This window comes from Eggerthella hominis (assembly GCF_014287365.1).
Taxonomy (GTDB): Bacteria; Actinomycetota; Coriobacteriia; order Coriobacteriales; family Eggerthellaceae; genus Eggerthella; species Eggerthella guodeyinii.
Window position 1 is genome coordinate 612,922 of sequence record NZ_JACOOA010000001.1, and the last position, 15,475, is coordinate 628,396.

The window sequence follows — 15,475 nt, forward strand, 5'->3', positions numbered from 1 at the left end:
CGTTCCGAAATGTTGCGCAGCATTCAGCAATTCCCCACGAGCACGTCGTCCAGGTGGCGGCGCGCCACGTCGGCGAGCGCGCGGAGCGCGGGCACGGGCGTCGGGGGCCGGTCGAGCATGCGATGGCAGGGGAAGAACCGCGTGAGGTGGTACGGGATGCGCGGGTCGAGCGAAGCCAGCCAGGCCGCCGCCGCGTCGATCTCGCCGGGGTCGTCGTTGAGGCCGGGGATCACGAGGGTCGTCACCTCGAGATGGCACGCCGGGTCGGCCGCCAGCGTCTCGATGGTGCGCTTGACGGCGGCCAGGTCGCCACCCGCCAGGTCGTAGAACCCCTGCGTGAACCCCTTGAGGTCGATGTTGGCCGCGTCCACGACGCCGAGGAGCTCGGCCAGCGGCCCCTCGTTCACCATGCCGTTGCTCACCAGCACGTTCGCAAGCCCCGCCTCGTGCGCGAGCCGCCCGACGTCGCGCACGTACTCGTAGCCCACGAGCGGCTCGTTGTACGTGTAGGCGATGCCGACGCACCCCTCGCCGCGTGCGCCCGCCGCCAGCCTCACGGCGTCCTCGGGGGCGAGCTCGCGCCACGCCGCGTCGTCCGGCCCCGCGCAGGCGATGTCCGCGTTCTGGCAGAACGGGCAGCGCAGGTTGCAGCCGTAGCTCCCCAGCGACAGCACCGTCGATCCCGGGAGGAACCGCGCGAGCGGCTTCTTCTCCACCGGGTCGAGCGCGATCGAGGTGACGCGGCCGTAGTTCTCGTCCACCACCCGCCCGCCGCGCGCAGCGCGCGCCCGGCAGATGCCGCGCCGACCCTCGGCGAGCGCGCAGGCGTGGGGGCACACGCCGCAGACGGCGCGCCCGTCAACCACGACGGGCCTCTCCCCCGCGCACGTGGCGCACCACCTCGAACCGCTCGAGCTCCACGTCGTCGTCGAACGGGTCGATGCCGGCCTTGCGCTTCGCGATGTCCACCTGCTGCTGCGCCGAGTCCACGCCCTCGAGGTTCGGCAGCAGCAGGCCGCGCTTCCACCCCTTCGTCACGATCACGCCGTAGCGCGCAGGGTCGAGCTCGTCGATCGAGTCGATGGGCATGGGGGTGAGCAGCACGTCCACCGAGTACGACAGCGCGTCCAACTCGTCGGGGCGCACGGGCGGGAACCGCGGGTCCTCGGAGGCCGCCGCCACGCCGTTGCGCACGATCTCGGCCGCCACGCTGCCGGTGACCGGCGCGATGGTGCCGATGCAGCCGCGCAAATCGCCGTGCTCGTGCAGCGACACGAACACGGCGGCGCGCTCGTCGGCCAGCTCGGGCGGCAGGCCGTCCGGCAGCGCGATGGGGCTTCCCGTGCGCACGAAGCCCTCGACGCTCGCGCGGGCCAGCGCCACGTACGGGTCGTCGGCCGCCTCGTCAGCCGCGCCGTTCTCGGCGCCCGCCGCGTCCTCGCGCTCGTCGATGCCCGTCCGCACCGCGCCGTCGCCGGATGAGCCCTGCACCTCGAACGCCGCCACGGCGTAGCCCACGCCGAACGGCCCCTCGTAGCTGAGCAGCTCATGCGAGATCGGGAGGCCCTCCAGCGCGCCCGCCATGATCCAGAACGAGCGCAGGCCGCACTCGGCGGCCTCGTCGGCGAACTCCTCGTCGATGTCGAGCAGCCCGTCCAGGTCGCCCGCGTCGAACAGCGCCGTCACCGTGCGGTCGAACACCGGGCCCTGCGGCGCGTAGCCGTACGGCCCCTCGGGCGTGAGCTTGTGGGACAAATCGCCGCTGGCAATCAGCACGCAGCGACGGCCCAGGTCGGCGGCGGCTTCGGCGATGCAGCGCCCCAGGGCGAGGTGCGTCTCGGGCGACAGGCCCGCCAGGCCGACGCGCACGAGCCGGTAGCCGGCGTACGCCTCGTTCACGAAATGGAGCGGCACGAAGGTGGCGTGGTCGAGCTCGCCGTCGCGCATGCCGCTGCCGCACAGCGGCACGGTGTGCTTGCGCGCGCAGGCGGCGATGGCGGCTCCCATCGCGCCGTCGTAGGGCACGGTGACGGACGCGTCCCACGCCCCGAACCGCCCCATGTCGCCGTGGCCCGCCTCGCCGGTGGACACGTGGAAGCAGTCGCGGAACAGCGGCGCGTGCGGCGAGACCACCACGATGGTGTCGGGCGCGTGCGCGGCGATGCGGCGCGCCACCTCGCGGTAGGCGTCGATGGTATCTTGGATGGCGCGCTCCTGCCCGCGGCCCACCTCGGGCACGATGAGCGGCGGATGCGGCACGGCGTACGCGGCGACGATTCCCATGAAGGCTCCCTTCCACAGCGTTGACCGGGCGCGCCCGAAAGCGCGGGCGCGCCTATCGTTTCGGCCATTGTACACCGCTGGGCCCCGTCCCCGCGACGCCCCGCGCCCGCCGCCGCCCATCCGGCACGCAAGCGTTGACGGACGTGCGCGCCTAGCGCACGTCGGTGCGGGTGGCGTCCTCGGGGTTCATCGTCATGGTCTGGAAGCGATGCTCCATGTAGGAGTTGTCGAAATGCTTGGCGTAGAACTCCTCGATGGGCGTGTCGGGCGCCTTGCCCGCCATGCGCTGGTACCAGCAGTCGATGGACTGGACGGACATCACGCCGTCCACCAGCATGAGCACCGTGCACACGGCCGTCACCGTGTAGCGCCAGTTCCACGGGATGAGGTTGATGAGCTTCAGCAGCTGCGGCAGCAGCAGCTTGATCCACGCCACGCCCAGCACACCCCACATCACCATGAACGCGAAGTTCGTGCGCCCGTCGATGGACAAAAACGTGCCTGAGTAGTCCCACGCGCGGATGCCGAACGCGAACTCCATGATCCAGCTCGTGAAGTACTCGAACGCCCCGCCGATGACGGCGCTCACGAGGAATACCACCCACACGGGCTTGTCATGGAAGCGGTTGAGGGCGATGGTCATGAGCAGCGCGCCGAACCCGTAGATGGGCGAGAACGGCCCGAACAGCATGCCGGCGCGATCCTCGTAGCCGCCGAACATGATGAAGTGGTAGACCGTCTCGATGACGAGCCCTAGCACGCAGCACACCACGAAGATCCAGAACAGGTTGAAGAAGTTCAGCGTGATGAACCCCTTTTTGGGCGTGCGCTCGCGCGCCAACCTCCGTTCCTCGCTGCGCTGCCCCTTGTCCATCTTCTTCAGCTTGCGCTGCAGGCGACGTTCCTCGCGCAGCTGCGGGTCGAGGTAGCTGGTCACCGCGATGAGGATGACGATCTGGACGAGGTAGCCGATATGGTGCGCCGACAGGCCGAACAGCATCAGCGTGCCGATGACGGCCAGCACGGTGAGCGCCACGAGGGTGTTGGCGGCCTGCGCCGCGTGCGCGCGGCGGTTGCGCAGCAGCCGCACGCCCAACACCGCGAACAGCACGGCCGACGCCGCGAGCACCGCCACGAGGGCGGCGAAGATGACCACGGAAGCCGTGCGGTAGCCCCCGCCGGCGATCCCCTGCACGAACGAGACGATCACGGGCACGAGATCGCCGAGCGACGTGAGCCCGCCGAGGATGCACAGCGCGCCGAACAGCTTGAGCGGCAGCGGCAGGCGCTGCTCGGGACGCTGCTCGGGGCCCGCGTCCGGCGTGCGGCCCTCCTCGTTCACCGGATGGTTCATGGTCGCGTCCTTTCTTCGGTCGTTGACGATGACGTCGTGCGCACATCATACGATCCGCAGAGCCGGCGCGCGGCAGCCGCAACGCTACCGTAACGCGACCTGCGCCGAAATCCCCTGCTCCCTACGCGTCGCCGCGCCCTTCGCACAGGGCGTCGACGAAGTACCGATGGTAGGCCTCGTGCATCTTGCGGCGCTCCTTCACGCGCACCGGCACGCACGTCCCGTCGCGCAGGACGAAGTCGTCGCGCACGTCGGCGATGTAATCCATGTTCACCAGGCAGCTGCGATGGCAGCGCAGGAAGCGGGGGTCGTTCAGGTCCTGCTGCACGTCGTCGAGCTTCGCCAGGCCGCGGTGGCAGGAGCCGTCGGCGGTGTGCAGCAGCACCGCGTGGTCGCGGCTCTCGAGGTACACGATGTCGCCGAACGCGAAGTAGCGGCGCGACGCGCCCACCCGGAACGCCAGGCGCGGCTTGTGGGCGGGCAGAACCCGATCGAGGACGCGCTCGAGGTCGGCCGGGTCGAGGGGCTTCATCAGGTAGTCGGTGGCGCGCACCTCGTAGCTCTCCACCGCGTGCTCGCGCGATACCGTGAGGAACACGATGGGCACCGCCGCGTCCACGGCGCGCAGCGCGCGGGCCGCCGACACGCCGTCCTCGCCCTCGAGGTAGACGTCGAGGAACACCAGATCGAAGGGCCCGTCTCCCGCCGCATCGGCCACCAGGTGCTCGCCGGCGGTGTACTCCTGGTACCGGGCCCGAACGTTTCGCCCGGCCAGCGACCGGTCCAGCGCGCTGCGCAGATCGCTTCGCAGCGCTCCGTCGTCATCGCAGATCGCTATCCTCAAACCGGAACCTCCTCGTATTCTCTTCCGTTTTTGACCATGTTGATCTATTTTCTGACGAAGAGGGTGGTGTTGTCCAGAACCGGTTACGACGCATAGAGCGCCGTTTTCGCAGTTGAGCATGGGGTCGTCCCCGCGACGCACGGCAAACGGCCTAGCCGTCCAGCTTCACGTCGCGCTTCAAACCATAGTGCAGAACGAGGTAGTACGCAATACCCGCGGCCATCCAGATGAGGCCGAGCACCTTCGCCGGCACGTCGAGGCTCCACCACGTGTACCCGATCACCGCGATGCCGCACAGCGGCGACAGCAGGTGCGCCACCCAGCGCCCGTCGCGCTTCTTGACGAAGAAGTACCCGATGACGGTGACGTGCAGCATGAGGAACGCCGTGAGCGCGCCGAAGTTCACGAACAGCGAGATGGTGTCGGTGCCCAGCCGCCCGAACGTCAGCACGAGCACGAGCGTGAGCGTGCCCACGAACAGCGACGCGACGTAGGGCGTATGGTACTTCGGGTGGATCCTCGCCAGCGGCTTGGGCAGCCCGCCCGCGCGGCCCATGGCGAACAGTATGCGCGACACGGCCGTCTGCGCGGCCAGCGCCGTGAAAATGCCCCAGGCCAGCGCCGTGGCCACGGCGCACACGACGTACAGCCACCGCCCGCCCACGAGCTGCGCCACGAGGTAGAAGGCGTTGCCCGAGTCGCCCGCGAACACGGCGCCGTCGGGGCTGATGCAGCCGGCGATGTAGGTTTGCAGCACGAACAGGCTGCCCACGATGGCCAGCGACGCCATCATGGCGCGGCCCGGGCCGCGGCGGCCGTCCTTCGCCTCCTCCGACAGCGTCGCGATGCCGTCGAAGCCCAAAAACGACAGCACGCCCAACGACACGGCGCTCATGACGAGGTTCGGGTCGAACGTGGACGGGTTGAAGAACGGGTCGAGCGAGAAGCCGTGCGACGCGGGGTCGGTGAGCAGCCAGCGGACGCCAAGCACGACGAAGACGAGCAGCACGAGGATCTCCAGCACGAGCGCGACGCGGTTCACGATGTCGGTGAGGCCGATGCCGCGCACGTTCACGAACGTGTTCGCCACCACGAACACCACGGCGAACGCCCAGGCGGGCACCTCGGGCACGAGGCCCGCCAGCGCCGTCGAGGCCACCACGTACATGAGCACGGGGATCAGCAGGTAGTCGAGCAAGAGCGTCCAGCCCGTCACGAAGCCGATGCCCTTGCCGAGGCCGCGCGAGGTGTAGGCGTACACCGACCCCGCCACGGGCCACTCGCGGATGAGCATGGCGTAGGACAGCGCCGTGAACACCATGGCCAGCGTGCCCACGAGGTACACGAGCGCGGGCATGCCGCCCGAGTCGCCGAACACGCCGCCGTAGATGCCCATCGGGGCGATCGGCACCATGAAGATGAGCCCGTACACGATCATGTCCGGCACGGTGAGCACGCGCTTGAGCTTCTGGGTGCCCGGCTGCTCGCCCGATTTCCCGTCGGCGCTCGCGTCGGACGGGGCGCGCTTCGCGCCGCCTTGAGCGTTATCGACCATGCTGATGCTCCTTATCGAGGGTCGCTCCGAAGCGCCCGACGCGCAAGCGTCGAGGCGTACCCGATACACCCTACGGGAGAACCGCGGCGTCGCGCGCGGGGCCGCGCCGCCCTTGCCAACGCGTTGCCAGCCCGTCGACCAGGCGTTCTCGCTAAAAACCCGGAGGAGAGGGGACGAACTGGCCCGCGATGCCCACCATGAGCACCCCCACGACGAACGCGATCGAGCACACGAGCAGCTCGCGCTTCCAGGAGACGTTCGCAAGCCGCGGGACCAGGCGCCTGAGCGGGCGGCGGTCGCTCACGAAGTAGAGCACGGGGCCGATCATGAGTAGGGCGACGGGATAGTACTCGCATGCGCGGACGATAAGCGGCGCCGTCGCAGCCTGGTCGGTCGGCTTCGGATCGAACACCATCGACGTGGCCACGGCCACGAAGAGCGCGAACACGGCGAGGAGCACCACGTCCCACGCGACGCCGAGCTTCGGGCCGATGCGCAGAGGCTCGCGCGGGCTTGCGGGGATCGCGGGAGTCGCGGAGGGCGCCGGGTGCTCGGAAGGACGCGCGGCCGCCGGCCGGGTCGGCGCTTGGAACCGCGGGGGCTCGGCTGCGGCCGCGCTCCCCGACCCCGCCGCAAGCCCCTCGGCGCCCGTCGCCGCGCCGAACGCGCGGCGCAGCTCGGTCACGCTCGCGTAGCGCTGCAGGGGGTCGAACGCGGTCGCTCGCGCGATGACCTGGCGCAGCGCTTCGGGTATGCGGGCGTCGCGAAAGCCGTCCTTGCGGGCCTTGGCGTCGGGGGTCTTCTCCGTCAGGCAGAAGTACAACAGCATCCCCAGCGCGTACACGTCGCTGCGCACGTCGGTCTGCCCGTAGCCGAACTGCTCGGGAGGCGCGTAGGCGCGCGTGCCGAAGTGCCGCGTGTCCTCGTCGGCGCCGTCGTCGAACGTGCGCGAGATGCCGAAGTCGATGATGGTGAGGTTGCTGCTCGTCAGCATGATGTTCGACGGCTTGAGGTCGCGATGGATGAGGGGCGGGTCGAACCCGTCGTGCAGCTCGCTCACGGCCTCGCACAGCTTCGGGAACACGTCGCACGCGAGCGCCAACGACGGGTCGCAGCGGTACACCACGTCGGCCAGCGTCTCGCCCTGCACGTGCTCCATGACCACGGCGCGCTGCTCGCCCGCCGCATAGCAGTCCACGATGCGTGGCAGGTGCAGGAAGCGGCTGCCGGCGCGCTGCGCCTTCCAGATGCGCTCGTACGCCGCGCCCAGCCCCGCGTCGCCGTCGAGGTACTTGCGCACGTACGGGCCCTGCTCGGCGCCGTTCGCGCCCACGAAGAACACCCGCTGGGTCGTCTCGAACGCGCCCTCCTTCAACACGGCATCGACGCGATAGCAATCGTCGCGCGCAAGGGCATCGAGCTGTTCGGCAAGTTCGTCTGGCATAGTGGAGTCCATGGTACCAGAAGAGGTTGCGCGCGCTGCCGCGCGAAGCCGATTCGCTTGCAGCGGCATCAGCAGATCGTGTCTTCGTTGAACCGGTACAGCTCCTCGTCGGTTTTCTGGAGGCCGTAGCCGTGATCGAGGCAGAAGATGATGATGGCGTCGCGCCGGTTCTTGCAGTACAGCTCGTTGGCGCCCGCCGCCTGCAAAAGCCGGTTCGCCTCCCGCAGCGTGCAGCCCATGGCGAACGCGAGCTGCAGCACCTTGTTGCGCGACGCCCCGCGCTGCCCCATGAATATCTGGTACCCGAACGTCTCGTTCAACCCCGCCTCGCGTATGACGTCGGCTCGCACGAGATCGTGCTCGTCGAGCAGCTGCTGCAGGTAATCGGGCAAGGTTCGCGTGCCGATGTGATGCTCCTTCGCGAACGAATGAGGATCGGGAGCGCTCAGCAGCTCGTCGAGCAGTTCGTCGGTAAGGGGTTCTTTCACGCGACGCTTCCTTCTTCTCGGCTTCTTCCTGTTTAACGCGTTCATCATTGTATTCCAAACGACCCGGTTCCGCGCACCGCGTCTTCGGGCACCCGCCGCCCGGTTCGCGCTTGATCGGGCGAACCGGGCATCAGAGCGCGTGCCACGTTACGCTACGGTCCATGCAACCGAGCTGTCGTAGAACAGGCTCGAATAGTACAGGACCTTGCTCACGTCCCCCTCGAAATACAGGTTGCCCGTAACCGTGCCTCCCGGGGCAAGCGACCCCGAGCTCAGATCGTCGGTCGCTTCGGAATAGTACGCGGTGTTCCGCTGGGCTCCCTGGGAATCCTGCGCCTTCCAGTCGAACAGGTTGAACGACGCTTCGCTGCTCCCGTTGTTCGCATACGAAACCGTCACGCCGGTGATCGCCGACCCGTCGTAGTTCGACAGACCGGTCTCGACCGACTGCACGCAGACCGACAGCCCGTTGTCCAATTCGGCCGTCGTTCCGACCGCCAGGTTGCTGTAGTCGGCTTGGGGCTCCGAGGACTGCGGCTCCGACGAAGGCTGCTCGGCGGACGCACCGACGGCGCTCGGGCCCGACGTCGCCTCGTCGATGACCGCGCTGAACATCGCTTGCGTGGCAAGGACCACCGCGAAGGCGACGATGTTGAGCACGAGGGCCGACACGGCGAGGGGCTTTCCCCTCCGCGTGCCGCGCACCGTGGCGACCACGCCGACGATGCCGAAAACGGCGCCCAGCAGAGCCAGGAGGAACGATACGTTGTTGATGATAGGCAGGAACGACGTGAGCAGCGCGATGATGCCGAGGACCAAAGCCGTCACCGCCATCGCCGAAAGAGGTGCCGTCTCTTGAAACCGAGCGGCTGGCCGATACTCGTCGTTCGGCCGGTATTGCTGGTACTCGCTCATATGCATCCTTCCATTGCGGGCCTGCGCGGCCCTCCTTCATTAGCAGTGACCATGCTAAGGAAAGCCCCGATCAAAAACATTAGCTGCCAGCTAAGAACTTGCAGACGGCGCGCACGGAAAAGGGCCCGCTTGGCGGGCCCTTTGCATGAACGGGAGGAAACGGGCGTCGACGCTTAGAAGTCGACGGTGTCGGGGTCGAGGCCGCTTTGGCCGAGCGGGTCGAGCTCGTCGATGCGCTGCAGGTCCTCTTCGGTGATGTTGAACCAGAAGATGCGCGCGTTCTCGGCGATGCGCGCCGGGTCCGTGGACTTCGGCAGCGGGATGGCGCGGCGCTGGAGGCACCAGCGCAGGCACAGCTGCGCCACCGTGCAGCCGTAGCTGGCCGCGATGTCGATGAGCAGCTGGTTCTCCAGCACGCGGCCCGAGCCGAGCGGCGACCACGCCTCCACCACGATGTCGTGGCGGTTGCAGAACTCGCGCGTGACCTCCTGGTTGCAGCCGGGGTGCAGCTCGATCTGGTCGACCATCGGCAGGATGTCGGCCGCGTCCATGAGCGGCTCGAGATGATGGGGCTTGAAGTTGCTCACGCCGATGGCGCGCACCTTCCCGTCGAGGTAGAGCGTCTCGAGCGCGCGCCAGGTCTCCTGGTTCGTGCGCTGCCACTGCGCCTCGGCGCCCTTCGCGTCGGGCCAGTGGATGAGGTAGAGGTCGACGTAATCGAGGTGCAGCTTCTTGCGCGACTCCTCGAACGCCTTGAGCGCGGCATCGTAGCCGCGGTCGGTGTTCCATACCTTCGTGGTGACGAACAGGTCCTCGCGCGACACGCCGCCCGCGGCGAGCGCCTTGCCCACCGTGCCCTCGTTGTCGTAGGCAGCTGCCGTGTCGATGTGGCGATACCCGTCATGAAGCGCCTGGTGGACGGCCTCGACCCCCACTTCCCCGTCGGGCATCTTCCACGTGCCGAACCCCAGGCAGGGAATGCCGTAGCCGTTTCGCAGGGTGATCCGGTCCTTCGGGCTTTGCAAATCCGCCATGCGTGCTCCTTATCACTTATACGCCGCCCGCAGGCGTCGCAAACCGTCATAACGCGATAACGATACGCCCGCGCGGTGCGCGGTCACCGAACCGTAGAACGTTCGTAGAAGGAGGGATACGCAAGCGTTACCCCGCCGGCGCGGGGCGCTCCGGCGAGCGCTCGACCAGCCCGCGCCCACGACGGCGGCGCACGCCGAAGAAATCGAAGATTTTGGCAGAAAATGCGAGAAATTCGTCATCCTGCGCCGCCGTTTCGGCCAGGATGGCGAAGGGGTATCAGGCACCTTTTCGTTTCGCCTGTTCAAAGAGGGTGCTTCGAAACCGCCTTGAGCGGATCGCCGTATGCGGCGATGCTCGACGACGAATATCTCGCATTTTCTGCCACGAATCGCCGCTGCGACGACCCGGCCGCGCAGGAGGACGCCCAACTACGGAGGGAACGCGCCGGCCGGCCGCGCTACTCGTCGACGCGGCCGCGCTGCGCCTTCGTCTGGGAGCGGTGGCGCTTCTCGGCGAGGCGGCGCTCCTTGGAGCCGCGCGTGGCCTTCGTGGCCCGGCGCACCTTCGGCGGCACGGCCTTGCGCGCGAACTGCTCGCGCAGCTTCTGCAGGCACAGCTGGCGGTTGCGGAACTGGCTGCGCGACTCGCGGGACGTCGCCGTCATGCCGCTGGGCACGTGCGTCATGCGCACCGCCGAGTCGGTGGTGTTCACGCACTGCCCGCCCGGCCCGCTCGCGCGGAACGCCTGCACGTCGCAGTCGCGCGCGATGTCCTCGAGCGGCTGGCGCGCCCAGAAGGCGTAGTCGCGGTATGTCGGCTCACGGGAGTCCATGGGGCCATGATAGCACGACCCGGCCGGCATCCCGCGGCGCGGCGGGCGCGGGGCTATCGCAGGCCTTTGAGGGTTTCCAGGTAGGCGTCGATCGTCGGGCGGTCGTTCGGGCGGTCGTACGAGAGGGCCGCGCAGACCTCGGTCATCGACGCTTCGAACAGGTCCATCGCGGCGCGCAGGGCCTTCCACGCCGCCTCGACGGTATCGAGCCGGTACGTGCCGAGCAGGGCTTCGCGCTCGCCCGGCTTCAAGAAGCGGGGCAGCAGCCTGTCATGCTTGCCCGTGTTCAGCGGGAAGCCGGCGCGCACGCCGGCGACGTACCCGAGCATGCGGAGCAACTCGACGCGCACGATCTGCTCGAACGTCCAGTTCGCGCACAGCAGCTCGTCGCGCAGCAGCCCGCGCGCCACGTACGTGCAGGAGAGGTGGAATTCGTTCGCGCAATCGCGGACATGCCCCGGCGGGGGCTGCTGCACCCAGAAGCGCTCGTCGGAGGGCTCCTGCGCTTCCGGGCAGACGCCGTCTTTGTCGAGCAGCACGCGGATGAGCGGGTCTTGCGCGAAGTACGCGTCCCGATCCTCGCAGGGAACCAGGGTGAGGTCGATCTTCGCGCCGTCCGAGAACAGCATCAGGTAGGAGAACCACCCTGCGGGGAAATCGGGCGGGAACAGCTCCATCGCCTCGGGCTTCTGCATGAACACGAGGGCGCCGAAGCGTTCGAGCCATTCGTCGGATCGGGTGAAGCCGGCCACGTCCGTGACGAGGAAGGTCACGTCGTAGTCCTGCCACGCATCCGCCGCCGCGTTCGGGTTGACGCGGCTGCCCTCGAGCGTCACGACGCGTATCCGCTCGTCGGAGGAGGCGATCTCCTCGAACAGCGCGAGCATCTCGGCCGGCGATCTCATACGTGCTCCTTACGGTTCTTTGGGCGCGGCAACGGACAGCAGGTGAGGAAACGTATGGCCGCGCCGATCCGGGAGGCTCCCCGGTTGAACCTGAGAGACATCCGAATCGGCGAGGTCTCGCGTCCCCCACCTGCGGCTCGTCGTCGCGCCACAGGTGGTGGGGGGGGGAGCCCGCCGGGGGCGGGGGCTCTAGTCCTCGATGCCGTCTTGGTTGCGGATGAGCTTGCGCTTGATCTTGCCGCCGATGGTCTTCGGCAGCTCGTCCACGAACTCGACGATGCGGGGGTACTTGTACGGCGCGGTCGTCTTCTTCACGTGGTTCTGCAGCTCGCGCACCAGCTCGTCGGTCGGCTCCCAGCCCTTCGCCAGCACGACGGTGGCCTTCACCACCTTGCCGCGGATGGGGTCGGGCGCGGCCGTGACGGCGCATTCCACCACGGCGTCGTGCTCGATGAGCGCGCTCTCCACCTCGAAGGGGCCGATGCGGTAGCCCGAGCACTTGATGACGTCGTCGTTGCGGCCCACGAAGAAGCAGTAGCCGTCCGAGTCGCGCCACGCCATGTCATGCAGGTTGTAGTACTCCCCGCCCACGGCCTCGCGCGTGCGCTCCGGCTCGCGGTAGTAGCCCGTGAACAGGCCCGGCGGGTACGCCTCCTTGAGTCCCGTGACGCAGATGGCGCCCTCCTCGCCGTCGGGCACCTCCACGCCCTCGTCGTCGAGCAGCTTGATGTTCAGCAGCGGCGACGGCTTGCCCATGGAGCCCGGGCGCGGATCGACCCACGGGAACGTGGCCAGCAGCACGGGGCCCTCGGTCTGCCCGAAGCCTTCGCGGATGTTCTTGCCGGTCAAACGCTTCCACGCGATGGTGACCTCGGCGTTCAGCGGCTCGCCCGCCGTGGCGAAGTTGTGCACGCTCGACAGGTCGTAGGCGCTCACGTCCTCCTGCAGCATGAAACGGTACATCGTGGGCGGCGCGCAGAACGTGGTCAGCCGGTAGTCCTGGATCTTCTGCAGCAGCTTCGTGGGCACGAACTTGTCCATGTCGTAGGCGAAGATGGTGGCGCCGGCGATCCACTGGCCGTAGATCTTGCCCCAGCCGAACTTCGCCCAGCCGCTGTCGGTCACGCTCATGTGCAGCGTGTCCTCCTCCACCTGCTGCCAGTACTTCGCCGTGATGATGTGGCCCAGCGGGTGCGCGAAGTTGTGGCACACGGCCTTCGCCATGCCGGTGGTGCCGGACGTGAAGTAGATGAGCATGGTGTCCGCGCTCGTGACGCCGGCCTCGCCCGTCGGGCGCTCGAACTCGTCCGATTCGCCCTCGATCAGCTCGTCGAACGGCGTCCAGCCCGGGCGCTCGCCCGCCACGATGATGCGGTTCTCGATGGACGGCGATTCGGGCAGCGCCTCCTCCATCTGGCCGCACACGTAGTCGTCGTCGACGCAGACGACGGCCTTCACGCGCGCGCTCTCGGCGCGGTAGACGATGTCCTTCTTCGTCAGCTGCAGCGACGCGGGGATGATGGTGGCGCCCAGCTTGCACAGCGCCACGGCGCACACCCAGTACTCCCAGCGGCGGCGCAGGATCATCATGACCACGTCGCCCTTGCCGATGCCGAGCTTGCGGAACGCGTTCGCCGCCCGGTTCGACAGCCTCGACAGGTCGGTGAACGTGAACGTGCGCTCCTCGTCGCGGTCGTCGCACCACACGAGCGCGCGCTTCTCGGGCTCGACGCGGGCCCATTCGTCCACGACGTCGAAGCCGAAGTTGAACGCCTCGGGCACGTCGATGCGGAAGTTCTCGAAGAAGTCCTCGTAGGAGTCGAACTCGATGCGGGGGCAGTATTTTTTCAGGATATGGTTCACGGGCGGTGCTTCCTATTCTGCGATGATCGTCACGAATTTTGCAGGGATGTCGCCGCTGCAGCGCTGGCCGTGCGGGTACTCCGGGTTGAAGTAGATGCTGTCGCCGGCGTTGAGCTCGAACTCCTTGTCGGCCCAGGTGACCACGACGGTGCCCTCGATGACGAGGTTGAACTCCTGGCCCGTGTGCGTGACGAGCTTCGCCGGCTCGTCGGACGGGTCGAGCACCACGAGCAGCGGCTGCATGATCTTGCCGGTGTAGCGCCACGCGAGGTCCTCGAAGTGGTAGCCCGGGTAGCGGTCCACCTCGCGGCCCTCGCCCCAGCGCACCACCTGGTACGTGTCGAGCTTCGCCGCGGTGCCGGTGAGTATCTCGGTGAACTCGACGCCGAAGTGGTGGGCCATGTGGTAGATGGCCGAGATGGGCACGTCGTCGCCGGTCTCCTCCCAGCGCACGTACGTCTCCAGCGGCACCTCGAGCTCGGCCGCCATGTCCTCGCGCGAGACGTCGCACGCCTCGCGCAGGCCCTTGATGCGCAGGCCGATCTCGGCCAGTTCAGCTACCATGGTCGCTCCTTACGCGTCGATTCCCAGTTGCAGCGCTCGCTTGTTCATGTCGAGCATCTCCGCCTTCTTGGCGGGCACGCACTTCTCGATGGCCTTCCACAGCGTGGCTTCCTCGCAGAAGCCCGTCTCGGCGAACAGCTTGCCGGCCAGGATGATGTTCGCGAGCTTCTTGAAGCCCGCCTCCTCGGCCATGGCCGTCGCGGGGACGGCGCACATGCGCACGCCGTCGATCTCGGGGATGCTCTGGATGAGCGTGGAGTCGGCCACCACGACGCCGCCCTTCGCCACGCTGTGCTCGAACTTGTCGAGCGACGGCTGGTTCATGGCCACGAGCACGTCGGGCGCCAGCACGAGCGGGCTTCCGATAGGGTCGTCGGACAGGCACACGCTGCAGTTCGCGGTGCCGCCGCGCATCTCGGGGCCGTAGGACGGCAGCCACGACACCTCGCGGTCCTCCAGCAGGCCGGCGTAGGCGATCAGCTTGCCGGCGAACAGCACGCCCTGGCCGCCGAAGCCGGCCAGCACCATATTGACGGAGCGGCTCATCGCGCGCCTCCTTCCGCCTGCGGGGCAGGGTTCGCGATGGGGCAGTCGGCGTTGCGCGCGGCGGCGGCCTCGGCCGCGTTCGCGTAGCCGTCCGCCACCACGTCCTTGTACACGCCCAGCGGGTAGTACGGCAGCATGTTCTCGTTCATCCAGGCGAACGCGTCCTGCGGCGTCATGCCCCAGTTCGTCGGGCACGTGCCCACGATCTCGACGAGCGAGTAGCCGCGCTTGTCGATCTGGGTCTGGAAGGCCTTCTTGATGGCCTTCTTCGCCTTGCGCACGTTCTTCGGGCAGTCGACGGTGACGCGCTCGAGGTACGCCACGCCGTCGAGCGAGCTCAGAAGCTCGCACACGCGGATGGGGAAGCCGGCCGTCTCGGTGTCGCGACCGTAGGGGCTCGTCTGCGTCACCTGGTTCGGCAGGCTCGTGGGGGCCATTTGGCCGCCCGTCATGCCGTAGATGGCGTTGTTGACGAAGATGATGGTGATGTTCTCGCCGCGCGTGGCCGCGTGCACCGTCTCGGCCATGCCGATGGACGCGAGGTCGCCGTCGCCCTGGTAGGCGAACACGACGCCGTCGGGCAGCACGCGCTTGACCGCGGTGGCCACCGCCGGGGCGCGGCCGTGGGCGGCCTCGATCATGTCGCAGCCGTAGAAGTCGTAGGACGTGACCGTGCAGCCGACGGGGGCCACGCCCACCGTGGAGCCTTCCACGTCCAGCTCGTCGAGGCACTCGGCCACGAGGCGGTTGACGATGCCGTGGGAGCACCCGGGGCAGTAGTTCGTCACGACGGGCAAGAGAGCATGGGGTCGTTCGAACACGACGTTCATTTCCTTCTCGGCCATGG

15 protein-coding genes are annotated in these 15,475 nt (G+C 68.1%); all 15 read right to left on the reverse strand.

The window, feature by feature from the left end:
- Positions 1 to 23: 23 nt before the first annotated feature.
- Complete coding sequence (amrS, locus tag H8S61_RS02735; protein ID WP_186937868.1) at positions 24 to 866, reverse strand: AmmeMemoRadiSam system radical SAM enzyme; 843 nt, start codon at positions 864 to 866, stop codon at positions 24 to 26.
- The gene (gene amrA / locus H8S61_RS02740) at positions 859 to 2,283 is read right to left on the reverse strand and encodes an AmmeMemoRadiSam system protein A (RefSeq protein WP_186937869.1); all 1,425 of its coding nucleotides are present in this window, start codon (positions 2,281 to 2,283) and stop codon (positions 859 to 861) included. Before amrA ends, amrS begins: the two co-directional genes overlap by 8 nt.
- Positions 2,284 to 2,434: 151 nt before the next feature.
- Entirely contained in the window at positions 2,435 to 3,637 is a 1,203-nt protein-coding gene (locus H8S61_RS02745; RefSeq protein WP_186937870.1) for a putative ABC transporter permease, read from the reverse strand.
- A gap of 121 nt (positions 3,638 to 3,758) precedes the next feature.
- Entirely contained in the window at positions 3,759 to 4,481 is a 723-nt protein-coding gene (locus tag H8S61_RS02750; protein ID WP_186937871.1) for a LytR/AlgR family response regulator transcription factor, read from the reverse strand.
- A gap of 151 nt (positions 4,482 to 4,632) precedes the next feature.
- Positions 4,633 to 6,036 (reverse strand): APC family permease, encoded by a 1,404-nt coding sequence (locus H8S61_RS02755; protein WP_160942399.1) that lies wholly within the window; start codon positions 6,034 to 6,036, stop codon positions 4,633 to 4,635.
- Positions 6,037 to 6,187: 151 nt separating this feature from the next.
- Positions 6,188 to 7,480, reverse strand: coding sequence for a serine/threonine protein kinase (locus H8S61_RS02760; RefSeq protein WP_186937872.1), 1,293 nt, complete (start codon positions 7,478 to 7,480; stop codon positions 6,188 to 6,190).
- A 68-nt stretch (positions 7,481 to 7,548) separates the two neighbouring features.
- On the reverse strand, positions 7,549 to 7,968 hold the full coding sequence (locus tag H8S61_RS02765; protein WP_186937873.1) for an XRE family transcriptional regulator: 420 nt from the start codon (positions 7,966 to 7,968) through the stop codon (positions 7,549 to 7,551).
- A 147-nt stretch (positions 7,969 to 8,115) separates the two neighbouring features.
- Positions 8,116 to 8,883 (reverse strand): DUF4190 domain-containing protein, encoded by a 768-nt coding sequence (locus tag H8S61_RS02770; RefSeq protein ID WP_186937874.1) that lies wholly within the window; start codon positions 8,881 to 8,883, stop codon positions 8,116 to 8,118.
- A 173-nt stretch (positions 8,884 to 9,056) separates the two neighbouring features.
- On the reverse strand, positions 9,057 to 9,917 hold the full coding sequence (locus H8S61_RS02775) for an aldo/keto reductase (protein WP_186937875.1): 861 nt from the start codon (positions 9,915 to 9,917) through the stop codon (positions 9,057 to 9,059).
- Positions 9,918 to 10,375: 458 nt separating this feature from the next.
- Positions 10,376 to 10,750 carry a peptide chain release factor-like protein gene (locus H8S61_RS02780; RefSeq protein WP_186937876.1) on the reverse strand — a complete coding sequence of 125 codons (375 nt, stop codon included), beginning with the start codon at positions 10,748 to 10,750 and terminating at the stop codon, positions 10,376 to 10,378.
- Between the two features lie 53 nt (positions 10,751 to 10,803).
- Positions 10,804 to 11,655 (reverse strand): aminoglycoside 6-adenylyltransferase, encoded by an 852-nt coding sequence (locus H8S61_RS02785; RefSeq protein ID WP_186937877.1) that lies wholly within the window; start codon positions 11,653 to 11,655, stop codon positions 10,804 to 10,806.
- A gap of 189 nt (positions 11,656 to 11,844) precedes the next feature.
- On the reverse strand, positions 11,845 to 13,518 hold the full coding sequence (locus H8S61_RS02790) for an AMP-binding protein (RefSeq protein WP_186937878.1): 1,674 nt from the start codon (positions 13,516 to 13,518) through the stop codon (positions 11,845 to 11,847).
- 12 nt (positions 13,519 to 13,530) lie between these two features.
- Positions 13,531 to 14,082 carry a helix-turn-helix domain-containing protein gene (locus H8S61_RS02795; protein WP_154332081.1) on the reverse strand — a complete coding sequence of 184 codons (552 nt, stop codon included), beginning with the start codon at positions 14,080 to 14,082 and terminating at the stop codon, positions 13,531 to 13,533.
- A 9-nt stretch (positions 14,083 to 14,091) separates the two neighbouring features.
- Positions 14,092 to 14,628, reverse strand: coding sequence for a 2-oxoacid:ferredoxin oxidoreductase subunit gamma family protein (locus H8S61_RS02800; protein WP_154332082.1), 537 nt, complete (start codon positions 14,626 to 14,628; stop codon positions 14,092 to 14,094).
- Entirely contained in the window at positions 14,625 to 15,473 is an 849-nt protein-coding gene (locus H8S61_RS02805; RefSeq protein ID WP_154332083.1) for a thiamine pyrophosphate-dependent enzyme, read from the reverse strand. The genes H8S61_RS02800 and H8S61_RS02805 overlap by 4 nt, the downstream gene beginning before the upstream one ends.
- Positions 15,474 to 15,475: the final 2 nt, after the last annotated feature.